This window comes from Microbispora sp. KK1-11 (assembly GCF_006874435.1).
GTDB classification, from domain to species: Bacteria; Actinomycetota; Actinomycetes; order Streptosporangiales; family Streptosporangiaceae; genus Microbispora; species Microbispora catharanthi.
Genome location: NZ_VIRJ01000017.1, coordinates 120,086 through 142,950 on the forward strand (window position 1 = coordinate 120,086; position 22,865 = coordinate 142,950).

Sequence of the window (22,865 nt, forward strand, 5' to 3'; positions counted from 1 at the left end):
GTCCCGGCGGCGGCTCTCAGCGCGACTCGTGCAGCCGCGCCAGGTCGCTCTCCATCTTGGCGATGACCCGCTGGTACCCCTCCCAGCCATACAACCGGAACAACTCGGACTTCATGCGGAGCGTCTCCTCCTGCACCGCCTCTGGACCCTGGCGGCGTATGGCGTCGAGCGCGAGACGCGCCTGCCGCTCTCGGTCGGTGGTCCCGGCGAGATCCTCGCGTCTCATCTCAGGAGTAGGCATGGGGCTCTGCCCTCCGGGTCTGGACGAACGGTGCCTACACCTGACGCGCCTTAGTGGCCCTAGGTTGACCGCTGGGAGAAAAACTTCGGAACGAGTGCGTACCGGCGAGTAGGTGTGACCGGTCCCCTCGATGTCCCGTCAGGGCGCCTCGCCGCCGGGGACGTCGACCGCGATCTCTCCGCCCAGCCGGTGCCCCCCGCCGAGCACGAGGTTGTCGCCGCTCCAGAACCTTCCGGGGTCATACCAGTTCGGGCGGCGGCCGGCGGGCAGCAGGCCCATCTCCTCGTACGTCACGGCGACGACCTCGGCGCAGTAGGCCGTCCCCAGCGCACGGTCCAGCGCACGGTCCCGCGCGTTGTCCTGACCGCTGTCCCGCGTGCCGTCTTTCGTGCCGTCCCGTGCTCCGCGCCGGAGCGAGGGCAGCCGCCCGCGCAGCCAGCGCCCCGCCAGGCGGGCCGTGGACGGGAACGGCGTGCCGTCCAGCCGTGCGATCGTCCGCAGGACGGCGTCCTCCATCTCCCTGGTGACGGACGGCTCCAACTGCCGCAGCCAGGCGCGCTGGCCATACCTGGCCGCCCAGACGCAGACCGCGTCACGCATGTCGTGCAACTGGACGCCGCGCTGATGCGTGCCCGACCACATGTCGGGCAGCGACCGGCCGAGTTCGGCGTGCCACATGAGCGGCGGCAGGTCCTCGATGACGACGGCCATGCCGACGTGGTTCACCGGGCTGTTGGTGGTGACCTGGATGGCGCGGTCCGGCACACTGCGTCCGCGGAACACCCAGAGGTCGCCGGTACGGGCTAGTTCGAGCGCCTTGTCGAGACTTATCCGCGTATGAGCCACGGCAGTAGCCTAGGCACATGCGCTGGTGGAAGATACTCGGTCTGGCGGCCTTCGCGGGTGTCGCGGCGACCGGTGTGGTGCTCGCCCGGGCCGAACGCCGGCGGCGTGCGTACACGCCCGAGGAGATCCGGGAGCGCCTGCGGGCCCGGCACGCCGAGGCCGTCGCGGCGGCGGAGCCGCCCGGGATCGCTGCTCAGCCGCCACGGTAGGCGTCGACGCCGAGCTTGACCGCGACCGCGAGGCCGCAGACGGCCGCGGCGAGGCGCAGCGTCTGGCCGGGCAGGCGGCGCGCGACCGCCGGGCCGAGCCAGCCGCCCACGAGGAACCCAACGGCCAGCGGGCCCACCGCCGCCCAGTCGACCGGGCCGAAGACGGCGAACCAGACGGCCGCGACGGCGTTGGCGAGCGCCGAGATGATGTTCTTGACCGCGTTGACGCCCGCCGCCGGCCGGTCGAGCGCCGCCGCGAGCACGGCGAACATGATGATCCCGCCGGCGGCGCCGAAGTAGCCCGTGTAGACGGCGACGCAGAAGACGCCCACGCGCAGCCCCAGGCCCCTCTCCCCGCCGAGGCTCACCTGGCCGGGTCGTGGCGGGCGCAGCAACAGCAGCAGCGAGGCGCCCGCGACCAGCCACGGGGCGACCATCTCGAACGTCCGCGACGGCGTGACCAGCAGCAGCCCGGCGCCGGCCGCGCCGCCCAGCGCGGCGGCGAAGCCGATGCGGCCGACGAGACGTCCCTGGCCTGCCAGTTCGGGCCGCGACCCGGCCGCCGCTCCCACACCGGTGAACAGCAGCGCGACCGTGTTGGTGACGTTCGCGGCCAGCGGCGGCAGGCCGAAGGCCAGCAGCGCGGGGTACGACACGATCGAGGCCAGGCTCACAACCGTGCTGACCACTCCGGCGACGAGGCCGACCCCGGCCAGCCCCAGCACGTCCACAAGCACAAGGGCACCCAACCATACGGGTTTCGGACGGTCGCGCCCGGCCTGTCTCCTTCTCCCCGCGCCGGCTTCCCCTCGGCCGCGGGCAGCGTGGCGGCGGCTCGCGGATCCCCTCCACGCGGCGCCGCTTCCGTGGTCGCCGCGCCCCTCGCCGTACACCGCCCGCCCGGGCGCGACTCGTCTGTCAGGACGCGGGAAAGCGCAGCACCCAGCGGCGCTGCCAGGGCGTCTCCACGGCCCGCGGATGGTATTCGGCCCGGGTCCAGGCGACGGCGCGGTCGGCGGGCAGGCCCGACAGGACGGCCAGGCACGCGATCACGGTGCCGGTGCGCCCCACTCCCCCGCCGCAGGCGACCTCGACCCGGCGGCCCGCGCGCGCGTGCGCGTGCAGCGCCCGGATGCGGCCGATCGCGTGCTCGCGGTCGCGGGGCAGGAGGAAGTCGGGCCAGTCGATCCACTCGTGTGGCCAGGTGAGGCCGTGGTCGTGCTTGTGCCTGAGCCGCCGGCTACCCAGGTAGAGGCCGTGATCGGGCAGGATGCCCGGCGGCGTCGGACGTCTCAGGCCGCGGCCCCGCACCGGGGTGCCGTCGGGAAGCCGGATGGCACCAGGAAGATCATCGATGGGCATGTCTCATCTTGTCCCCCGCGCTGCCGCCCTGGCAGCCGATTTTCCGGCTCATCCGGACGCGAGGTCGAACTCGTCCCGCAGGATGGAGAACAGGAGCTGGTCGTGCCAGCGCCCGCCTCGCCACTGCGCACGCCGGACCACGCCTTCGAGCCGGAACCCGATCTTCTCCAGGCACCGTGTCTCGGCCGTGTTCTCCGGGTCGGTGGTCGCCTGGACGCGTTCCACCCGCGTGTGCGTGAACAGGTAGCGGACGAGTTCCCGCTGGGCCCGGGTCCCGATTCCCCTGCCCCGCCAGTCCGGCAGCAGGCCGACGGCGATCTCCCAGCACAGCGACGTGTCACGGCGGCCCCAGCGCCGCTCCAGCCACTCGACCCGCCCCGCGAGCTCGCCGTCCACCGTGACGGCGAGCATGTTGTCGGCTCCGGCCAGGAGCCCGCGGGTGCGCAGCGCCTCCCGCAGCGCGATGGTCGGCGTGAATCCGAACCACTGGTGCGGAGTCGCGCCGCTCTCGCTCTGGAAGGCCGAGTCGAAGGCGTCCAGATCGGCTTCTGTGACGGGTCGAAGTGCCAGGTGGTCGGGCATTCCTGTCGCTCTTCCTCACGGTCGTTCGAGTGCGGGCGGCCTCGCCCGCACGGCCGGACGAGGGACGTTCGCGTCGTCCACTCCGCGCGGTGGGCGCAGCAACCGATCATCGCATCCCCGTCCGTGACCACCGGCCCGTGCCCGTACGCCGCCCCCGCGACACCGGAGAGCGCTCTCCACCTCGTGCTATAAATGGCTGCATGAGCACCGATCTCCCGCATACGTCGGGAGCCCCCACACTGGAGGACGTGGCCCGTGTGGCGGGAGTGTCCCGGGCGACCGTCTCGCGTGTGATCAACGGCATCCGCAACGTCGCGCCGGACATCCAGGAGGCGGTGCACCGCGCCATCGCGACGACCGGCTACGTGCCGAACCGGGCCGCCCGCTCCCTCGTCACCCGCCGTACGGGAGCGGTCGCGCTGGTCGTGTCGGGCGCGGGCGACGCGAAGGGCGGCGAGCCGTTCGAGTCCCGCGTCTTCGCCGACCCGTTCTTCGGCCGGGTCGCGAGCGGCGTGGTGGGATATCTGCGGCCGCGGGGCATCCACCCGGTGCTGATGCTGGCGGACTCGGCGCAGACCCGCGATGACGTCGTGTCCTTCCTCCGGCAGGGCAGCGCCGACGGCGCCCTGGTGGTCTCGACGCACGGCGAGGACCCGCTGCCGAAGCTGCTGGTGGACGCCGGGCTGCCCGCCGTGCTGTGGGCGCGGCCCGCCCGGCCGATCCCGATCAGCTACGTCGACCTCGCCCACCGGGCCGGCGCGGCGCTGGCCGCCGACCACCTGGTGGCGCGCGGCTGCCGGCGGGTGGCCACCATCAGCGGCCCCTTCGACGTGCCCGCCGCCCAGGACCGGTTGTCGGGATTCCAGGAGGCCATGGCCGGGCACGGCCACCCGTACGTGCCGGCCGTGGAGGGCGACTTCATGCCCGCGAGCGGAGAGGCCGGCATGCACCGGCTCATGAAGGAGCACCCGGACATCGACGGCGTCTTCGTCGCCAACGACCTCATGGCGCAGGGCGCGCTGCTCGCGCTGCGCGACCTCGGGCGCCGGGTGCCCGAGGACGTCGCGGTGATCGGGTTCGACGACAGCGCCGCGGTCACCTGCCGCCCGCCGCTGACGACCGTGCGCCAGCCGATGGAGGACATGGCGGCCGAGATGGCCCGCCTGCTGCTCGCGCACGCCGCGGACCCGGACTTCCAGGTCACCTCGGTCATCGTGCAGCCGACGCTGGTGGTCCGCGAGTCGGCCTGACGGACCACCTGCGCCCCGTTCCCCGCTCTCAGGCCACCCGCAGCCGCTTGCTCGCTCCGATGATCTCGGCGTAGCGCCGGCCGCTCGACTTGACGGTCCGCGCCTGGGTCTCGTAGTCGACGTGCACCAGGCCGAACCGCTTGTCGTATCCGTAGGCCCACTCGAAGTTGTCCAGCAGCGACCACGCGAAGTAGCCCGCCACCGGCGCCCCCTGTTCGATGGCCCGGCCGCAGGCCGCGATGTGGTCCTCCAGGTAGGCCAGGCGCTCCGGGTCGTCGACGGTGCCGTCCGCGCCGACCGTGTCGGGCCAGGCGGACCCGCTCTCGGTGACGTACAGACGGGGCGCGGCGTACTCCCGGGCGAGGCGCACCAGCAGGCGCTCCAGACCGCCCGCGTCGACCTCCCAGCCCATGGCCGTGGTGGTCGCCCCCGGCACCTCGACCTGCCGCGCGTACGGCACGGGCCCCTCGGGGTCGGCCGCCACAACCTGCCGGAAGTAGTAGTTGACGCCCAGGTAGTCGAGCGGCGCGGCGATCGTCTCCAGGTCTCCGGGCCGGATCGGCAGGTCGACGCCGTACACCGCGAGCATGTCCTCGGGGTAGCCGCGGCCGGTGACCGGGTCGAGCCACCACCGGTTGACGTGCCCGTCGAGGCGCCGCGCGGCGGCGTGGTCCTCCTCGCTGTCGGTCGCCGGGTCGCAGGGGCTGAGGTTGTTGACGATCCCGATCGACGGCGTCAGCCGCGCCGCGGCCCGCACGGCCTGCGTGCCCAGGCCGTGGGCGAGGTGGAGGTGGTAGGACGTGCGGACGGCGGCCTCCAGGTCCTTCACCCCGGGCGCCATGGAGCCCTCCAGGTGCCCGTGCCAGGAGCAGCACAGCGGCTCGTTGAGCGTCGTCCAGTCGGCGACGCGGTCGCCGAGCCGTTCGGCCACGACGGCGGCGTAGTCGGCGAAGCGCTGGGCGGTGTCGCGCTCGGGCCACCCGCCGCGGTCCTGCAGCGCCTGCGGCAGGTCCCAGTGGTAGAGGGTCACGAACGGCCGGATGCCGGCGTCGAGCAGGGCGTCCACGAGGCGGTCGTAGAAGGCGAGCCCGCGCGGGTTGACCGGTCCTGTGCCGTCGGGCACCACGCGCGGCCACGCCACCGAGAAGCGGTAGGCGTCCACGCCGAGGCGTTCGAGCAGGCCGACGTCCTCGCGCCACCGGTGGTAGTGGTCGCAGGCCACCACCCCGGTGTCGCCGCCGTCGATCGCCCCGGGCACCTCGCAGAAGGTGTCCCAGATCGAGGGCAGCCTGCCGTCCTCGAGGGCCGCGCCCTCGATCTGGTAGGCCGAGGTGGCGACGCCCCACACGAAATCGTCGAAAGCGGTTACATCGGGGGCGTGGCCGCGCTGCGGCTCCATTCGCTGGTTCTCCTTGGTTCGATGGTGGTGGTGACGGTGAGCGTTCACTTCACGGCGCCCGCGGTGAGGCCTTGCACGAGGTAGCGCTGCAGCAGCAGGAACCCGGCCACCACGGGGACGCTGACGACCAGTGAGGCCGCCATGATCTGGTTCCAGTAGACGTCGTTCTCGGTGGCGTATCCCTGGAGGCCGACGGCGAGCGTGCGACTCGACTCGTCGGTCATGACCGAGGCGAACAGCACCTCCCCCCACGCCGTCATGAACGCGTAGATCGCGACGGCCACGATACCGGGGGTGGCGGCGGGAAGGACGACCCGCAGCAGGGCGCCGATCGGGCCGCTGCCGTCCACCTGGGCGGCCTCGTCCAGGGCTGTCGGGATCGAGTCGAAATATCCGGCCAGCATCCAGATCGAGAACGGCAGCGAGAAGGTCAGATAGGTGATGATCAGCCCGGTGCGGCTGGCGTACAGCTCGACCCCGAGCGCGGTCCCGAGGTTCACGTAGATCATGAACAGCGGGAGCAGGAAGAGGATGCCGGGGAACATCTGCGTCGACAGCACGGTAACCGAGAAGATCCGGCGGCCGGGGAAGCGGAAGCGGCTGATCGCGTACGCCGCGAAGATCGCGATGAGGACCGACACCAGCGCGGCCACCGACGACACGATCAGGCTGTTGGCGAAGTAACGCGCCAGCGGGACCGTCCGCCACATGTCGGCGAACGGCCGCAGCGTGATCGTCGTGGGGATCCAGTGGAAGTCCCCCTGCACGTCCTGCAGCGGCTTGATCGCCGAGGTCAGCATCACGTAGAGCGGGGTCAGGGTGAACAGGCCGAGCAGGCCGAGGCCGGCCCACCGCGCCCAGGGCAGCCATCGGGGTTCACGCATCGCTCCTCCTCCGCGACGTCGCCACCAGATACACGGCGGTCACCAGCAGCAGGAACAGCAGGAGCAGCACCGACATGGCCGAGCCCGAGCCGAAGTTCCAGGTGACGAACGAGCTCTGGTAGATGTGGATCGAGATCAGGTCCGCCTCGTGCGGGGCCGACTTGCCGAACAGCACGTACGGCGTGTTGAAGTCGTTGAACGTCCACAGGAACAGCACCAGCACGAGCACCTGGTTGACGGGGCGCAGCATGGGCAGCGTCACCGCGCGCAGCCGCCGTCCCCAGCCCGCGCCGTCGATCGCGGCCGCCTCGTACAGGTCGTCGGGGATGTTCTGCAGCCCGGCCATCAGCACGAGGAAGGCGAACGGCCACGACCGCCACACGCAGACCACGATGAGGGACCAGAAGCTGTTGGCCCCGATCAGCCAGAACGGCCGCTCGCCGAACAGGTGCAACTGGTCCACGAGCACGTGGTTGACGAGCCCCGAGTCGCGCTGGAGCAGGAAGCTCCAGGTGATCACCCCGGCGTAGACCGGCAGGGCGTACGGCACGAGGAACAGCGCGCGCAGCACGGCCCGGCCCCGGAACGAGCCCTGCATGAGCACCGCGCCGCAGATGCCGAACAGCCACGACAGCCCGACGGTGAGCACGGTGAACCCGACGGTGACGAGGAACGAGTGCAGCAGCGAGCGGCCGACCGCGCTGTCGAAGTCGACGGCGACGCTGTAGTTGTCCAGCCCCGCGAAGGGCGCGGCCGACCAGTTGCGCAGGAAGAACTGGGTGAGCTTCAGGAAGCTCATCCCGATGCCGATCAGCATCGGCACCAGGTGGACGAGCAGTTCGAGCAGCACGGCCGGAAGGATCAGCAGGTAGGGCAGGGCGACGCGGCGCAACCGCACCGGGACCCGGTCCGCGAGCCCCCGCCGCCGGCCGCCCGGGGCCGGAGGGCCGCCTGGAGACGCGGGCCTTCGTCCCGCGCCGGGCCGGGACGTGACGGGCACCACGGTCGAATCGGGTGTGGGGACCGCAGGATCCGTCCGGCGGGGGGATCGCTCGCCCGATGCCGTCCTTGTGCGCCCCGGTGGGGCATCGGTCAGGGCTTGGCCGTCGCCTGCCCCGGCCAGTTCGGCCGGGGGCAGCGAGAAGCCGTCCTCTTCAGGGGACGGAGGAGTCACGGACTTCCTCTCGATGTCGAGGGTCTGCGTCGGGGCGCCGGGCGGATCCTCCGCCCGGCGCCGGGTAACCGGGCCGCTCAGCCGCCCATCTGCTGATTGGCGTCGGTCAGCTTGGCCTTGACGGCCTCCTCGGTGACCGGCTTGCCGCTCGCGGCGTCGGCGAACAGCTGGTTCATCGCGTTGCCCACGAGCGTCTCGAACTGGCTCTCCTGCGCCACCTGCGGCAGCGGCGCGGCCGTGGTGGAGAGGATCTGCTGGAACGTCTTGATCGTCTCGCTCTCGAACGCCGGGTCGTCGTAGGCATCTGTGACGGTCGGCAGCGAGCCGTACGCCTTGTTGAGGGCCTGCTGGGTCTGCTTGGACGTCATGAACTGGGCGAACTTCAGCGCCCCGTCCTTGTTCGCGGCCGTCTTGAAGACGGCGAGGTTGATGCCGGCGACCATCGCGTTCACCTGCTTGCCGCCCTGCGACGGGTCGGGCAGCGGGATCGGGGCCAGGCCGTAGTCGTCCTCGGTCCAGCCCGCCTGCTTGAGCTGCGTGGCGATCGACTGCCACATCAGCATGCCGGCCTTGCCGGAGACGAAGTCCTGCACCGCCTCGGTGCCGTTGGCGTACTCGGCGTTGCTCGGGTTGACGATCTTGTGGGCGGCCATCAGATCGAGGTACTGCTTGATGGCCGCGACCTCCTGGTCGGAGTCGAAGTGCGGCTTGCCGGAGGCGTCGAACAGGTCCGCGCCGTGCTGCTGGCCGAAGATGAAGGCGTGGTGGGCGTTCTCGCTGACGCTCGCGCCCTCCACGGCGAGCCCCCACTTGCCGTCCTTGGTCAGCTTCTTGCCGTCGGCGATCAGCTCGTCCCAGGTGGCCGGCGGCTTGTCGATGCCGGCCTCCTTGAACATCTTCTTGTTGTAGAAGAGGCCGTACGTCATGCCGTAGATCGGCACGGCGGTGGGCGGCTGGCCGGGGGCGCCGGTCGCGGCGAGGCTGGGGCCGAGAAAACGCTCCTTGCCGCCGAGCGTCTTGAGCAGCGCGTCGTCCCACGGCACGAACGCCCCGGTCGCCTGCAGCGAGGCCGACCAGGTGTTGCCGATGTTGACGACGTCCGGGCCCTTGCCCGACGTGGTCGCGGCGAGGATCCGGTTGAGCAGGTCGGCCCAGGGGACGACCTCCAGGTTCACCTTGATCCCGGTCTCCTTGGTGAACCTGTCCAGCTCGGGCTTGAGCACCTCCTTGTCGTTCTCCAGGCTGGTGCCCTGGTTGGACGCCCAGTAGGTGATCGTCTGGGCCCCGCTCCCACCCGCCGAGCCGGCCGAGGGCGAGGTGTCGTCGGCACCGCAGGCGGTCGCGGCGAGCACGAGGGCGCCGGCGACGGCGAAGAGATATGGCTTGCGTCTGCGCACGGGTGTTGTCCTCACTCTTGCGGGTGCGACCGCCCGCCCGCGAGGGCGGCGGCCTGGGGGGTGAACGGTCCTTGTGCCTGTGACAGCGCGGTGCTGTGACAGCGCGGTCCTGCGACAGCGCGGCGCGGACGGCCCCCGCAGGTGCGGGAGTCGCCCCAGGTGACGGGCGTCGGCCACGCGAGCATCGGCTCTCCTCACCGCTGTCGGCTTGGAGAGCGCTCTCCAAGGAGGAGAGTGTCGCGGAAGGCGAAGAGTGTCAAGTGGCGGCCCTCCCCCGCGCCCGCGCAGCCGACCGCGCCGACTCGACTTCACCTGGTTGAACTGCGGGTTTCCGCGACGTTGCGGGCCGGCCTTGACAGGGGGGTCATCGGGGTCCAGGCTCTGGGAAAGCGCTCTCCAGTCCGCTTCCCCCATCTCCGCAGAACAGAGGCCCCCGTTTCCCCACCGCATGCCGGGCACGTCCCCGGCCTTCCCTCAGCCGGGCCTGCACCGCCCTGGCCCCGGCCGTTCAAACCTGTGCGCAGGACACTTGACCGCACCAATACGCCCTTTTGACTTTTTTGGGCAATTTGTGCGTCCGTTCGGACTTCAGGGGTAGCTCGCCGCTCCAGGGACGATTTCGACCCAAGGAGGCTTCAGTGAGCGACTTCCATGCCGAGACGCGAACATACGCCGGGGGAAGCGAGCTGCCGCAGGGCGACGGCAGGCAGCAGGCGCCCATGCAGCAGGGCACCAGCCGGCAGGGCACCGCGCAGCAGGTCCGGCAGGTGGCGCAGGAGACGGCCCACGAGGCCAGGACGGCCGCCGGCGAGGTGGCGGTCACCGCCAAGGACCAGGCGCGTACGGTGGCCGACGAGGCCAGGGAGCAGACCCGGCAGGTTCTCCACCAGCTGCGCAGGCACACCGACGAGCAGGCGCGGCACCAGAGCAGGCGCGCGGCCGGCGCGATCCGGCAGTGGACCGGCGAGCTGGAGGCCATCGGCGACAACGCCAAGCCCGACTCCCCCATGCGGGGCGTGGTCCAGCAGGTCGCGGAGCAGGGTCACCGCGCCGCCGACTACCTGGAGACCGAGGGTCTGCACGGCGCGGTGCGCGACGTGCAGGACTTCGCCCGGCGCCGCCCGGGGCTGTTCCTCACCGGCGCCCTGGTCGCGGGCTTCCTCGTGGGACGTGCCGTCAAGGCCGTCGCCTCGGCCGAGGACCCCCACACGGACGGTGCGGCGAGGCGGTTCGACTCCGGCACCGGATACGGCACCGCATACGCCGGCGACGGGAGCGGCGCCGCATACGGTTCCGGATCGCCCTCGTCCGCCCCGTACGGCACCCGCCCGCCGACGACGTACGGCACGGGCACGCAGCACACCCTGGCCGGAGAGCCGGTGAGCGGGAGCACGGGCACTGCCGGCCCGGAAACCGGCGTGACCTCCCCGCCGTCGTACGGCAACGGCACCGGCGACGGATATCGAGCCGGTGACGGAACGCGCAACGGCACCGGGACCGGTTACGCGACCGGTGCGCGCTACCCGTCCGAGGAGATCCGGGACGGCCACCCCGACGGCCGCGCGGACGGCTATCCGGGGACGCCGGGCAACGGGGGTGGCCCGCGATGAGCTACCCTAGCCCACCCGCCGAGCCCTCACTGGGCAAGCTGGTCGGGGAGATCGGCGAGGACCTGTCCACGCTGTTCCGCCAGGAGGTGGAGCTCGCCAAGGCCGAGATCCGACAGGAGGCCGCCAAGGCCGGCAAGGCCGCCGGAATGCTCGGCGGGGCCGGCTTCGCCGGATACATGGTGGCGCTCCTCGTCACGCTGGCCGTCGTGTTCGGGCTCGGCAACGTCATGGACCTGGCCTGGGCCGCGCTCATCGTCGCGGCCGTGTGGGCGGTGATCGGCGGGGTGCTGTTCGCGCGGGGCAAGGAGCGCATGCGCGAGGTGAACCCCACGCCCGAGCAGACCATCGAGACCCTGAAGGAGGACGTGCGATGGGCGCGAGCCCAGAGGAGATAAGGGCCGAGATCGAGGTCACGCGGGCGGAACTCGCCGCCGACGTGGACCGGCTCGCCGACCGGACGAGCCCGGCGCGCATCGTGGCGCGCCGTACGGACAGGGTGCGCCAGGTGGCGCAATCGGTGAGGGAGAAGGTGATGGGAGTGCTGGCACACGCCACCCACACGGTTCGCGACCAGGCCGGTGAGGCCGCGGGGACGATGCGGGACGCCGCGGCGCACGCCGGCGAGACGGTCCGCGACGCGGCGGCGCAGGCGGGCGAGACGGTCCGCGGCACCGCGGCCGAGGCGGGCGAGATGGTGCGGCACGGCGCCCAGCAGGCCGCCCAGACCGTGCGCGACGCGCCGCGGCAGGCGATGCGCAGCACGCAGGGCAACCCGCTCGCCACGGGGTTGATCGCCTTCGGGGCGGGGCTGCTGGCCGCGAGCCTGCTGCCGAAGACCTCCGCGGAGGAACGCGCGGCCGTGCAGGTCAAGGACCGGGCCGGTGAGATGGTCGAGCCGGTGAAGCAGGCCGTCCAGGAGACCGCGCAGCGTGTGGGCGAGGACGCCAGGCAGGCGGTCCAGCAGGTGCGCGAGACGGCCGCGGAGGCGACCAGGACCACGGGCGAGGAGGCTCGCGACCAGGCGCGCCAGGTCACCGAGCAGACCCGCGACCAGGCACGGCAGATGACCGGGCAAACCCGGTCATAGCGTCCCGCGTGGGAACGTTCCGAGGGCCGGGCCCGGCAGAGCCCGGCCCTCGGCGTGTCCGCCCCCTCCCGGCCCCCTGGCCCTCCGGCTCGTCTCCACCCGCTCCGGACCGTCGACGGCGGGACATTTACAATACAGAGCTGTACTGTATTTTATATAGCATGAGGGAAGCGGAACGAGAGCGGCCGCCGGGACGTCCGCGAAGCGCGGACATCGACGCGGCCATCCTCTCGGCAGCCGTGGACCTGCTGATCGAGCGCGGGATCGACGCGGTAACGATCGAGCAGGTCGCCCGCCGCGCCGGCGTGACCCGGGCGACGGTCTACCGGCGCTTCCCTGACAAGATCCGGCTGCTCGTCGCCGCGATCGGCGCGGGCCAGGACGCGTCGCCTCCGCCGCCGGAGCCGGTCGACATCGAGCAGATGCTCGCCGCATGGGCCCACCACCTGGCCCGGCCCCGGCTACGACAGCTCACCCGCCGGCTGATGACGTCGCTCCACGACTACCCGGCCCTGCGCGAGGCGTACTGGAACGCAAGCATCCGGCGGCGCGAGGAGGCGATCCGCGCCAGCCTGGAGCACGCGCGTGATCGCGGAAGGTTTCCCCCCTCGGCCGACCTCGGTGTCATCCAGACGATTCTCACCGGTGCGGTCGGCACGCACCTCACCACCCAGCCCGACACCAGCAGCGAGGACGAGATCCGCGACTTTCTGCTGGCCGTGCTCCACCAGACCGGTTACCGCAGGGGCGAGCGACCGGTGTGATCACCGGGAGGACCGAATGCGAAAGATCCCCGTCGACTTCACGGGAGTGCGTGTCACCGCGCTCCTGGAGCTCTACCTGCGCTGGCTCGACAGCCGGGACCGGCACCCGATCCTCGGCGACGAGTGGGCCCAGCGGGCGATCGACCTGCTGGACTTCGACTTCGACCAGTTCAAGCCGCTCGGCCTCGGACGCTTCGCGGTCGGGGTGCGCTCGAGGATGATGGACGACTGGATCAGGGCGTTTCTCGGCCGTACGCCCGGCGCGGTCGTCCTCGACATCGGCTGCGGGTTCGACAGCCGTGTCCGGCGCATCGACCCGGGAGACGGCCACCATTGGTACGATGTGGACTTCCCGGACGTCGTCGAGATCGCCGGCCGGCTGTACTCCCCGCGTCCCGGTCACACCGCCGTCGGCGCATCCGTCACCGAGCCCGGCTGGCTCGATTCGGTGCCCCGGGACAGACCCGCGATCGTGGTCGCCGACGGCCTGCTGAACTTCCTCCCCGAACACGACGTACGACGGATCCTCACCCAGATCGTCGAGCATTTTCCCAGCGGCGAGGTCTGCTTCAACATCACCTCCCCTGTGGTGAGGAAGCAGCGTGAGAAACGGCCCGTGCCGCTTTTCACGAAGTTCGGGATCGCCGAACAATGGTTTCCCGACGATCCGCGCGCCGTCGAAGGATTCCATCGCCGGCTTCGCCTCGCGGAGGTCGGCAGCCCAGGGGACGCCTCCCTGCTCCGCCGCTCCCCGCTGTACTACCGGCTGTTGGTGGCCCTGATCGGCCTGGTCCCCGCGTGGAGGAACGCCGGCTGGATCCTGCGTTATCGCTTCTGACGCCGCGTCGAGGGGGGGCACGTCCCTGAGACGGCACCGCCGCGCTTGCCCGGCGCGGCCCCCACCGGCACGGCTGGACACCGGTGACAGCCGCCGAAGCCCCCGATCGGGCGCCGGGTTATGATCAAGGTGGAGGACGGATCGAGGGGGAGCGGCGATGGCGCGAGGGACCAGGCCGTGAGGGCCGCCCGGCTGCACAAGGTGGGCGACATCCGGCTGTCCGAGGAACCTCGCCCCGTCCCCTTGCCCGGCGAGAGCCTGGTGCGCGTCACCGCCGTCGGCCTGTGCGGCTCCGACCTGCACTGGTACTCCGAAGGCGGCATCGGCGACGCGGTGCTGGACGATCCGCTCGTCGTGGGGCACGAGATCGCCGGAGTGATCGAGGGCGGCCCACGGCACGGCACGCGGGTCGCGGTCGACCCCGCCATCCCCTGCGGCAAGTGCGGGGTGTGCGCGACGGGGTACGGCAACCTGTGCCCGGACGTCCGGTTCGCCGGGCACGGCACGCTCGACGGCGGCCTGCGCGAGTATCTCGCCTGGCCCGACGACCTGCTGCACCCGCTGCCCGACGCGCTCTCCGACAGCGACGGGGCCATGCTCGAACCGCTCGGTGTGGCGATCCACGCCGTGGACCTTGGGCATCTGGGGCTCGGGGCTCCCGTCGCCGTCGTCGGGTGCGGGCCGATCGGGCTGCTGGTGGTCCAGCTCGCCCGGCTCGCCGGCGCCTCGACGGTGGTCGCCGTCGATCCCCTGCCGCATCGCCGCGCCGCCGCCCTGCGGTTCGGCGCCGATCACGCCCTGTCCCCCGAGGAGGCGGGACCCGCCGCCTGGACCGGGATCGACGGGCTCGACGGCCTCGGCGTAGGCGTGGCCTTCGAGGTGGCGGGCGACGACGACGCGGTGCGCGCCGCCATGACCGCGGCCCGGCCCGGCGGCCGGGTCGTCCTGGCCGGCATTCCCGACGAGGACCGCACGTCGTTCCCCGCGTCGCTGGCCCGGCGCAAGGGCCTCACGCTCGCGCTGGTGCGGCGGATGAACCTCACCTATCCCCGGGCGATCCGCCTCGTCGAGAACGGGTCGGTGGACGTGTCGTCGCTGGTCACCGAGCGCTTCCCGCTCGCGGCCACGGCGGACGCCTTCGCGGCCGCCGTCTCCCGGCGCGGGCTCAAGGTCGTGGTGGACCCTCACGGCTGAGGCGCCGGCCCCGGCCTTCGCGATCTCAGCGACTGAAGAACTGGTCGTACCCGAGCTTGGTGACCAGGGCGGCCACCACGCACAGCAGGACGACGCGGACGAACCCCGCGCCCCGGTTGAGCGCCATCCGCGCGCCGATCTGCGCTCCGGTGATGTTGCAGGCGGCCATGGCCAGGCCGAGCGCCCACACCACGTGACCCTGCGCGGCGAAGACGACGAGCGCGCCGAGGTTCGTGCCGGTGTTGACGACCTTCGCCGTGGCGGAGGCGTGGACGAAGTCCATCCCGAGGATCGAGGTGAACGCGATGAGCAGGAACGTGCCGGTGCCCGGCCCCACGATGCCGTCGTAGTAGGCGATGCCGACGCCCGCCACCGCGACTCCCGTCACCACCCGCGCACGCGTACGCAGGTGCGGATGGGGCAGGCGGCCGAACCCCGGCCGCAGGGTCACGAACGCCCCCACGCCCAGCAGCACGACCATCACCAGCGGCTTCAGCACGTCCGCGTCGAGCAGGGCCGCCGAGGCGGCGCCCAGGCCGGCGCACACGACCGCCAGCGCCGCGGCCGGCCCGGCCACCGCCCGGTCGAGCTTCGTCTTCCTCGCGTACGTGATGGCGGCCGAGCCCGTCCCGAAGATCGCGGCCGACTTGTTCGTCGCCAGCGCCTGGACCGGCGTGAGACCGGCCAGGAGCAGCACCGGAAGCTGCAGCAGCCCTCCCCCGCCGACGACGGCGTCCACCCACCCGGCGGCCACGGCGGCGAGGAGCAGGAGCACTACCTGTCCGGCACCCATGCGGCTCGGTCCCCCTTTGCGCCCGTTTGACCTAAGCCCGACGAGCGAGCCTAGCGGGCGGCGGGCAGCCCGGCGTTGGCCAGGATCTCCTCTCCGGGCAACGTCGTGCTCTCGGCGGCGGTCAGGCCCGAGGCGGCGAGGTGGGCGTCGACGATCCGCAGCCCGACCGGGTAGCCCGCGTGGTCGGGCAGGCCGACGGGCGGCTGCCCCATCAGCTCCGCTGTGGCGTCCCCGTGCACGTACGCCGCGAAGTTGTGCATGCCGGTCAGGTCGAGGGCCCCGGTGATCGTGGCGTACGCGGTGTCGAGCGCGGGCCCGTCCAGGGAAGCGCTCCACGGCCCGAGCCCCTCCGGTCCGTGCAGTTCGCGGACGAACGCCTCGGCGAGCCCTTCGGAGACGACCTGCTCGCCGAGGGTGACGATCGCGGGGTCCCAGACGACGTTCGAGTACCTGACGTTGTGGTTGAGCTCGTGGACGGCGCAGTGCCCGAGGCGGCCGACGTTCTCCTCCGTCGGCCAGACGAGGAGGTAGACCAGCCCCTTGCCGCTCATGCCGAGGTAGCCGTGGTTGCGCCGCACCAGGTGCTCCGCGTCCGGGTCGCCGAGGACGACGTAGACCTGCAGCGTCTCGGGGTGCCGGACGCCGGGCACGGCCTCGCGCTGGCGGCTCCACGCGGCGGTGAGCGCGCCGCCGACCTGCTCCCACACCCCCGCGTCGCGCATCCGCCGCAGCGCGGGCAGATAGCGCTCGTCGTCCCGGTCCACGCGGAAACCGAAGCCCTTGTGGTGCATGCCGACGACGTCGGCGACGGGCATCCAGGGCACGGCGTCCCACATCGGGCGGAGCATGCCGGTGAGCGCCGCGGGCCGTTCCGCCAGGGGGGCGGCCAGCAGATCGGCCATCGCGGTGGCCGTGTCGTGAACGATGATCTCCATGTCGCCGACGCTAAAAGCTCACGCTACGTGAGGCTCAAACGACTTTTCCCCCGTGCGGGGGAGGCGCGTCCCGCCCGGTGGGGAGGCCCGGCGAGGACGCGACCGCGAGCCTGGGGTCATGGAGAAGACACACCTTCGGGAGTCCCCGCCCGCGCGCACCGGCGCGCTCGCCACCGGCGCCGCGGCGGTGGCCGGTCTCGCGCTGGCCGGCGTCGGGGCGAGCGGGATCGCCTTCGACATCGTGGGCGGGATCATGGCGGCGATCGCGGCGGTCACCGGGGAGAGCGGCGTCGTCGACCTCGGCTTCGACTGGCCGATGGCCGCCGGCCGCGCCGCCGCGCTCGCCGCCGGCACGACGCTCCTCGTGACCGCCGTACGGCGTCGCCGCCGCTCGCGCGGCGCGTGCGCACGCTGCGGCCGGCCCGCGGGCCACGACGCGGCTCAGCCCGAAGGCCGCGGCGACGCGGGCCACACGTCTCCCGCCGGCGGGGGCCGGGGGACGGGGCAGGCCCGGGGATCGTGGCAGAGGCTGAGCGTCCGCGCCGGATATCTGACTGTGCTGCTCGCGGCCGGATACGGCGCGCTGAAGGTGCAGTGGGGCCTCGGGGGCACGTTCGGCCTCGCCGATCCCCGGGCGTTCGGGGACGTGCACCTGTGGACGCCGGGGCTGGGCGACACCGGGGTGCTGGCGCTGATCGGCATGGCGCTCGGGCTCGGTTTCGCCCGGACCTGGCGGCCGCCGCTGCGCATGCCGCGGTGGATGCCGCTGACCGCCGCCTTCGTGGGGAGCGTGATGCTGGTCCCGGTCGGCGTCCTCGGCACGGGACTGCGCGTCGCGGTCGCCCTCGGCCTCGCGAAGGTTCCCCTGGAGGGCCTGTCTCCCTGGGTGTTCGACGTCATCTACCCCTGGTTCCTCGCCTGGGGGCTGGCGATGGGGACGGCCGCCGTCGGCTACCACCACCGCACGCGTGGCGTCTGCCGCGCCTGCGGTCGGGGGCGTCCCGCCTTCGTACGGCACACCGGCGCCGAGGGGCCGCCGGCACGGGAGGGGGCGGCGCCGACGACACTGTGACCAGAGGGACGAACGATGAGGAGCGGATGTGACGTCCTGGAGCGACCACGCGATCTGGTGGCATGTCTACCCGCTGGGTTTCACCGGCGCCCCGCTGACGGCGGCGTCCGGGGAAGCGCCGGTCCGGCACCGGCTGCGGCGTCTGGAGAGCTGGCTCGACTACGCCGTCGACCTCGGCTGTTCGGGTCTCCAGCTCGGCCCGATCTTCGCGTCCGAGACGCACGGATACGACACGGTGGACCATTTCCGCGTCGATCCCCGGCTCGGGGACGACGACGACTTCGACCATCTGGTGGCGCAGGCGCGGCGGCGCGGGCTGCGGGTGCTGCTCGACGGGGTGTTCAACCATGTGGGCAGGGGGTTTCCGGTCTTCGCGCGGGCGCTCGCGGAAGGGCAGGACTCCCCCGCCGCCCGCTGGTTCCGCCCCGGTGACGGCGCCGGCGGCTTCGCCGTGTTCGAGGGCCACGACCACCTGGTCGCGCTGAACCACGCGGAGCCCGCCGTCCTCGACCACGTCGTACGGGTGATGGGCCACTGGCTCGGCCGCGGCGCGTCCGGCTGGCGGCTCGACGCGGCGTACGCGGTGCCGCGCGCCTTCTGGCGGGAGGCCGTCACCCGGGTGCGGCGGGAGCATCCGGACGCCTGGTTCGTGGGCGAGGTGATCCACGGCGACTACGCGGCGTACGTGACCGAGGGCGGGCTCGACTCGGTGACGCAGTACGAGCTGTGGAAGGCCATCTGGAGCTCGCTCAACGACGGCAACTTCTTCGAACTCGCCTGGGCGCTCGACCGGCACAACCGGCTGCTGGAGGTGTTCGCGCCGATGACGTTCGTCGGCAACCACGACGTGACGCGCCTGGCCAGCAGGCTCGCCGATCCGCGGCACCTGGGGCACGCGCTGGCCGTCCTGATGACGGTCGGCGGGGTGCCGAGCCTCTATTACGGCGACGAGCAGGCGTTCGTCGGGGTCAAGGAGGAACGCGCCGGGGGCGACGACGCGATCCGGCCCGCCTTCCCCGACGGTCCGGACGACCTGACGCCGCACGGCATGCCCGTCTACCGGCTCCACCAGCGGCTGGTCGGGCTGCGCCGCCGGCACCCCTGGCTGGTCCGGGCTCGTACGGAGGCCGCGCACGTCGCCAACAGGGCCCTCGCGCTGCGCAGCCGAGCGGGGATGGGAGAAGTCGTCACACTGCTCAACATCGGCGACGACGCCTACCGCTTCCCCGTGGACGTCTCCCGTCTGACCGTCGCGGAGAGCTGTGCCGGTGCGGAGAGCTGTGCCGGGGCGGGCGGCCCGGACGAGGATCCCGCTCTCGTGCCCGCGCACGGGTGGCGGGTGCTCGTCCACAGACCGTGACCGGACGGCACGGCATGCGCTGCGAGTGCGGGAGCATCGGACCGTGAACCGCGTCCTCGCCCCGCTCCTCGACAGGGTCACCTACCGCAGGTGGGCCTGCCTGATCGTCGGCGGGGCGCTGCTCATGCCCTACATGATGGCCGGAGAGGTCGCGACGGCGCTGTGGCGTCCGACGCCCGACGTCGGCGATCCGCTGCTGTCGGTGCAGCCGCTGATCTTCATCGGGGTGCTCCCGGCGGTGGCCGTGTCGGGGCTTTTCCTGCCGGTCCGGGCCTTCGAGGTCGCCGCCGCCCGCACGTTGCTGGGCGCGGCCGTCGAGACCCCGCCGTCCTCCGTCCGCCGGACATGGTCAGAGCGCCGCAGGACCGCGGCGTGGTTCACCCTGCACCTCGGGATCGGCGGCCTGGTGAGCGGCGTGACCCTGGCCATGGTGCCGTTCGCGGTCTGGCTGGCGGTCCTCCCGCTGGCCGGCGATCACCTCGCGCTGGTGGACCGCGGGATCCGCGCCGGCTGGGCCACGATGTGGGGTCCGCCCGCGGGGCTGGCCGCCCTCGTCTGCCTGCTCTTCCTCGCGGTCGGCGCCGGGGCGCTGCTCGCCCGCCTGGCCCCCGCGTTCCTCGGGCCGTCCGCGGCCGACCGGCTCGCCCTGGCACGGCAGGCGGCCCATCGGCTGGCGATGCGCAACCGGCTCGCCAGGGAACTGCACGACTCGGTGGGCCACGCCCTCAGCGTGGTGACCGTGCAGGCCGCCGCCGCGGGCCGGGTGCTCGACCGGAACCCCGCCGCCGCCCGGGCAGCGCTGGAGGCGATCGAGGCCTCCGCCCGGAGCGCGCTGGACGAGCTCGACCACGTCATCGGCGTGTTGCGGGAGGGCGCGGGGCGGGCCTCCCCCGAGCCGTCCCTCGGCGACCTCCCCGCGTTGCTCGACGCCGCCGTCACCGGAGACAGGCCGGTCGTCCGGCGGCTTCGCGACCTGTCCGGCGTGCCTCCCGTGATCTCCCGGGAGGCCTACCGCGTCGCGCAGGAGGCGTTGACCAACGCGATCCGGCACGGCACGGGCCCGATCGAGGTGGACGCCGAGGTGTGCGACCGCGTCCTGGAGCTGTGCGTGCGCAACGAGGTCCGTGCGCATCACCGGCGAGGCCCCGCCGGACCACGCCGGCGCGGCGGAGGCGGCGGCGGGGTGGGGCACGGGCTGGACGGCATCCGGGAGCGGGTGACCCTGCTCGGCGGCCGGATGGAGGCGGGAGGCGACGGCGAGACGTGGCGGGTCGAGGTCCGCGTCCCGCTTCCTGGCGCGGACGCCGCCCCGCTCCCGGAAGCACGCGCCGGCAGCGCGGGCGAGGGCATGGGCGAGGACTCCGATGAGAGGCGGACGGGGACATGAGCACGAGCATCGGAGTGCTGCTCGCCGACGACGAGGATCTGATCCGCACCGGCCTGCGGATCATCATCGAGTCCGAGCCCGGCCTGAGCGTCGTGGGCGAGGCGGCCGACGGCGCGGCGGCGGTGTCGCTGGCCCGCTCGCTCCGGCCCGACGTCGTCCTGATGGACGTGCGCATGCCCGCGGTGGACGGCATCCAGGCGACGCGGGCCCTTACGGCCGCGGAGAGCGCGCCCAAGGTGGTCGTGGTGACGACGTTCGAGAACGACGACTACGTCTACGAGGCGCTGCGGGCCGGCGCGAGCGGCTTCCTGCTCAAGCGGGCGAGGGCGGACGAGCTCGTCCAGGCGATCCGGGTGGTGGCGGCGGGCGAGTCGCTGCTGTTCCCCGCCGCCATCCGGTCGCTGGTCGCGGCCCGCGGCGCCGCCCGCGCCGTCCCCGGCATCGGCAGGCTGACCGCGCGTGAGGGGGACGTGCTGCGGCTGATGGCACGCGGCCTGTCGAACGCGGAGATCGCCGCCGAGCTCGTCGTCGGCACGGAGACCGTCAAGACCCACGTGGGGAACGTCCTGACCAAACTGGCCGCCCGCGACCGCACGCAGGCGGTGGTCGCCGCCTACGAGTCGGGCTTCGTCTCCCCCCGCTGAACCCCGCTGAACCCCGCTGAGCCCCCCGCCGAGCAGCGCAGGTCCAGGGCGTGGGTGTCGTCCAGCACCACGACGAGCCTGCCCAGGACGCGGGCGCGGTCCCTGCGGGCCCGGCGGTGGATGTGGAGGGCCTCACGGGCGTCGCCGCCCGGAGGAAGGGGTCTCCTCGTCCATGGGAGACGAGATCAGTGCGCGGGTGTCGGTCACCGGGCTGGGCGCCATCACACCGCTGGGCGCGGACGTGCCCGACCGGCCCGGCACCGGCGGTCCGCGGGTGGGGCAACTCGATCCAGGCCGAGCCCGGCTTGCGCACAGCGGGGTGGGCACGTCTGGCACTCGGGTTGGGGCGCGATCGTTTTGCCGGCGGAGCGCTCCGCAGCGTCGCATGAGCCAAGCTCCGCTGACCCATACACGTGGAAGCGGCTACCGAGCTTGGAGTACGCCGGCGTCGAGAGACGTCGCGAAGGTCTGCACGTAGTCGATGGCTGCCTGCAACGCGTCTTTCAGCGGCGCGATGTCCCGCGCGACCTGGGCGAGGAGCATGCCGCCCTGGAAGGCGGCAAGGAGCAGATTGGCCAGCTGTGTGGGATCTGCCTCAGCTCTGATGCGGCCGAGTCGCTGCATGCGCTCGATTCCATCGCGGAAGATGCCCCTCCACTGGTCGAACGCACTCGCGAGCTCGTCGTGAACGTCAAGGTCCGTCTTGATGATCTCGCTCGCCAGGGAGCCGAGGCTGCAGCCTTCCTGGTAGGCGCGCTCGTAGCGGACGTAGAAATCCGCCCACTCCCGAAAGGCGTCGAGGTTGTCGAAGCAGGTGAACCGCTCGCCGCGGTGGAACGTGAGAACGCGCTCGGCCTGCCAGGCGATCACGGCCAGGACGAGACTCTCCTTGGTCGGGAAGTAGTGGTTGAGCTGCGATCCGCTGACGCCGGCGGCGCGGCGGAGCTGTTCGTTGTTCGTCGCATGGACCCCCTTGGTGTAGATGAGCTCCGCGGCGTGCTCCAGGATGCGGGCCCGCGTTGCCTGTCCCTTGTCGGTGAGCTTGTGGGGCTCCCGTGCTCCTGCGGTGGGCTTCATGCTTCAGAGGATAGCTGGATTGGGCTTGACAGCCCAGTCTCTGGCGGTGTTCACTCAAGAAATGGGCTGACAAGCCCAAAAATCTCGAGCGCATCCCAGGCTGACGACGACCACTCACCGGAGGCTGATTCGCCATGTCACGACTGAACGTCCCCTCTCCTGACGACGTCCCCGACGGGGTGAAGGGCATCCTCGACAATGTCGGCGCACAGTTCGGCTTCGTCCCGAACATGTTCGCGACTCTCGCGTCGAACCCGACCGTCCTCGACGTCGTCATGACACTGCAGGGCACCTTGAGCCGGGTTCTGGACGCCAAGACGCGGCACACCATCGCGCTGGCCGTGTCGCAGGCGAACGGTTGCGATTACTGCCTGGCGGTGCACACGTACGCGTCGTCCGAACTCGGCGACATGTCGAGCGATGACATCCACTTGGCCCGCGCCGGGAGCTCGATCCATCCCAAGCGCGCTGCGGTCGCCCGTTTCGCTCAGCGGCTGGTGGAGAGCCGCGGTCAGGTGAGCGACGCCGACCTGGCGGCCGTGCGAGGTGCGGGATACACCGACCCGCAGATCCTGGCGATCGTCACGGTGGCGGTGCAGGTCCTGCTGACCAACTTCATCAACAACGTCAACCGGACCGACATCGACATCCCCGCCGTCAGCTCGGTCGGTACCCCGTGATGAGCGTTCGGGTCCTCGTCGAGGCGGCATACCGAGCCGCTCGATCCGTCACTGCCTCCACTGATCATTCGGGAAAGGTT

At 72.2% G+C, this 22,865-nt stretch carries 25 protein-coding genes; 13 read left to right on the plus strand and 12 right to left on the minus strand.

Features of this window, described 5'->3' with window-relative positions; genetic code table 11:
* Positions 1–16: 16 nt before the first annotated feature.
* Both FLW16_RS23965 and FLW16_RS23970 read right to left on the minus strand, forming a co-directional pair.
* Complete coding sequence (locus FLW16_RS23965) at positions 17–226, minus strand: hypothetical protein (RefSeq protein WP_142562357.1); 210 nt, start codon at positions 224–226, stop codon at positions 17–19.
* Between the two features lie 153 nt (positions 227–379).
* Positions 380–1,072: a hypothetical protein gene (locus FLW16_RS23970; protein ID WP_221891261.1), complete on the minus strand. Its 693-nt coding sequence runs from the start codon at positions 1,070–1,072 to the stop codon at positions 380–382.
* Positions 1,073–1,104: 32 nt separating this feature from the next.
* On the opposite strand from FLW16_RS23970, the gene FLW16_RS23975 reads away from it, so the two are divergent.
* Positions 1,105–1,296: a hypothetical protein gene (locus FLW16_RS23975; RefSeq protein WP_142562359.1), complete on the plus strand. Its 192-nt coding sequence runs from the start codon at positions 1,105–1,107 to the stop codon at positions 1,294–1,296.
* Here FLW16_RS23975 and FLW16_RS23980 read toward each other — a convergent pair.
* The 3 genes from FLW16_RS23980 to FLW16_RS23990 form a co-directional block, all read right to left on the minus strand.
* Positions 1,281–2,027, minus strand: a complete 747-nt coding sequence (locus tag FLW16_RS23980; RefSeq protein WP_260615512.1) for a sulfite exporter TauE/SafE family protein — start codon at positions 2,025–2,027, stop codon at positions 1,281–1,283. The genes FLW16_RS23975 and FLW16_RS23980 overlap by 16 nt on opposite strands.
* A gap of 187 nt (positions 2,028–2,214) precedes the next feature.
* Positions 2,215–2,658, minus strand: a complete 444-nt coding sequence (locus FLW16_RS23985) for a protein-tyrosine phosphatase family protein (protein ID WP_142562360.1) — start codon at positions 2,656–2,658, stop codon at positions 2,215–2,217.
* 48 nt (positions 2,659–2,706) lie between these two features.
* On the minus strand, positions 2,707–3,240 hold the full coding sequence (locus tag FLW16_RS23990; RefSeq protein ID WP_142562361.1) for a GNAT family N-acetyltransferase: 534 nt from the start codon (positions 3,238–3,240) through the stop codon (positions 2,707–2,709).
* 200 nt (positions 3,241–3,440) lie between these two features.
* Here FLW16_RS23990 and FLW16_RS23995 point away from each other — a divergent pair, with 200 nt between their 5' ends.
* The gene (locus FLW16_RS23995) at positions 3,441–4,490 is read left to right on the plus strand and encodes a LacI family DNA-binding transcriptional regulator (protein ID WP_142562362.1); all 1,050 of its coding nucleotides are present in this window, start codon (positions 3,441–3,443) and stop codon (positions 4,488–4,490) included.
* A 28-nt stretch (positions 4,491–4,518) separates the two neighbouring features.
* Here the strand turns inward: FLW16_RS23995 and FLW16_RS24000 are convergent, their stop codons facing one another.
* The 4 genes from FLW16_RS24000 to FLW16_RS24015 all read right to left on the minus strand — a co-directional run bounded on the left by FLW16_RS24000 (position 4,519) and on the right by FLW16_RS24015 (position 9,344).
* Positions 4,519–5,889: a GH1 family beta-glucosidase gene (locus FLW16_RS24000; RefSeq protein ID WP_142562363.1), complete on the minus strand. Its 1,371-nt coding sequence runs from the start codon at positions 5,887–5,889 to the stop codon at positions 4,519–4,521.
* 44 nt (positions 5,890–5,933) lie between these two features.
* Positions 5,934–6,773, minus strand: a complete 840-nt coding sequence (locus FLW16_RS24005; RefSeq protein ID WP_142562364.1) for a carbohydrate ABC transporter permease — start codon at positions 6,771–6,773, stop codon at positions 5,934–5,936.
* The gene (locus FLW16_RS24010; RefSeq protein ID WP_260615513.1) at positions 6,766–7,671 is read right to left on the minus strand and encodes a carbohydrate ABC transporter permease; all 906 of its coding nucleotides are present in this window, start codon (positions 7,669–7,671) and stop codon (positions 6,766–6,768) included. The genes FLW16_RS24005 and FLW16_RS24010 overlap by 8 nt, the downstream gene beginning before the upstream one ends.
* A gap of 353 nt (positions 7,672–8,024) precedes the next feature.
* On the minus strand, positions 8,025–9,344 hold the full coding sequence (locus FLW16_RS24015) for an extracellular solute-binding protein (RefSeq protein ID WP_221891254.1): 1,320 nt from the start codon (positions 9,342–9,344) through the stop codon (positions 8,025–8,027).
* Between the two features lie 638 nt (positions 9,345–9,982).
* Between FLW16_RS24015 and FLW16_RS24020 the strand changes: the two genes are divergently transcribed.
* From FLW16_RS24020 to FLW16_RS24045, 6 genes are all read left to right on the plus strand, one after another.
* The gene (locus FLW16_RS24020; protein ID WP_142562366.1) at positions 9,983–10,954 is read left to right on the plus strand and encodes a hypothetical protein; all 972 of its coding nucleotides are present in this window, start codon (positions 9,983–9,985) and stop codon (positions 10,952–10,954) included.
* Positions 10,951–11,349, plus strand: coding sequence for a phage holin family protein (locus tag FLW16_RS24025; protein ID WP_079319590.1), 399 nt, complete (start codon positions 10,951–10,953; stop codon positions 11,347–11,349). Before FLW16_RS24020 ends, FLW16_RS24025 begins: the two co-directional genes overlap by 4 nt.
* Positions 11,325–12,041: a DUF3618 domain-containing protein gene (locus FLW16_RS24030; RefSeq protein WP_142562367.1), complete on the plus strand. Its 717-nt coding sequence runs from the start codon at positions 11,325–11,327 to the stop codon at positions 12,039–12,041. The genes FLW16_RS24025 and FLW16_RS24030 overlap by 25 nt, the downstream gene beginning before the upstream one ends.
* 161 nt (positions 12,042–12,202) lie before the next feature.
* Complete coding sequence (locus FLW16_RS24035) at positions 12,203–12,805, plus strand: TetR/AcrR family transcriptional regulator (protein WP_142562368.1); 603 nt, start codon at positions 12,203–12,205, stop codon at positions 12,803–12,805.
* Positions 12,806–12,821: 16 nt separating this feature from the next.
* Entirely contained in the window at positions 12,822–13,643 is an 822-nt protein-coding gene (locus FLW16_RS24040) for a class I SAM-dependent methyltransferase (protein ID WP_142562369.1), read from the plus strand.
* 177 nt (positions 13,644–13,820) lie between these two features.
* A complete protein-coding gene (locus FLW16_RS24045; protein ID WP_221891255.1) occupies positions 13,821–14,837 on the plus strand; it encodes a zinc-binding dehydrogenase in 1,017 nt (338 codons plus the stop codon).
* Between the two features lie 25 nt (positions 14,838–14,862).
* Here FLW16_RS24045 and FLW16_RS24050 read toward each other — a convergent pair whose 3' ends face one another.
* Positions 14,863–15,630, minus strand: coding sequence for a TSUP family transporter (locus FLW16_RS24050; RefSeq protein ID WP_142562371.1), 768 nt, complete (start codon positions 15,628–15,630; stop codon positions 14,863–14,865).
* A gap of 50 nt (positions 15,631–15,680) precedes the next feature.
* Positions 15,681–16,565, minus strand: coding sequence for a DUF2268 domain-containing protein (locus FLW16_RS24055; RefSeq protein ID WP_142562372.1), 885 nt, complete (start codon positions 16,563–16,565; stop codon positions 15,681–15,683).
* 118 nt (positions 16,566–16,683) lie between these two features.
* Between FLW16_RS24055 and FLW16_RS24060 the strand changes: the two genes are divergently transcribed.
* From FLW16_RS24060 to FLW16_RS24075, 4 genes are read left to right on the plus strand one after another with little or no spacing between them, the layout of a single operon-like run.
* Positions 16,684–17,637, plus strand: coding sequence for a hypothetical protein (locus tag FLW16_RS24060; RefSeq protein WP_142562373.1), 954 nt, complete (start codon positions 16,684–16,686; stop codon positions 17,635–17,637).
* Positions 17,638–17,665: 28 nt separating this feature from the next.
* Entirely contained in the window at positions 17,666–18,997 is a 1,332-nt protein-coding gene (locus FLW16_RS24065; RefSeq protein ID WP_142562374.1) for an alpha-amylase family protein, read from the plus strand.
* 43 nt (positions 18,998–19,040) lie between these two features.
* Positions 19,041–20,384, plus strand: a complete 1,344-nt coding sequence (locus FLW16_RS24070) for a sensor histidine kinase (protein WP_260615517.1) — start codon at positions 19,041–19,043, stop codon at positions 20,382–20,384.
* Positions 20,381–21,028, plus strand: coding sequence for a response regulator transcription factor (locus tag FLW16_RS24075; RefSeq protein ID WP_142562375.1), 648 nt, complete (start codon positions 20,381–20,383; stop codon positions 21,026–21,028). Before FLW16_RS24070 ends, FLW16_RS24075 begins: the two co-directional genes overlap by 4 nt.
* A gap of 423 nt (positions 21,029–21,451) precedes the next feature.
* Here FLW16_RS24075 and FLW16_RS24085 read toward each other — a convergent pair whose 3' ends face one another.
* Positions 21,452–22,105 (minus strand): TetR/AcrR family transcriptional regulator, encoded by a 654-nt coding sequence (locus tag FLW16_RS24085; protein WP_142562376.1) that lies wholly within the window; start codon positions 22,103–22,105, stop codon positions 21,452–21,454.
* Positions 22,106–22,239: 134 nt separating this feature from the next.
* Here FLW16_RS24085 and FLW16_RS24090 point away from each other — a divergent pair, with 134 nt between their 5' ends.
* Positions 22,240–22,785, plus strand: coding sequence for a carboxymuconolactone decarboxylase family protein (locus FLW16_RS24090; RefSeq protein WP_142562377.1), 546 nt, complete (start codon positions 22,240–22,242; stop codon positions 22,783–22,785).
* Positions 22,786–22,865: the final 80 nt, after the last annotated feature.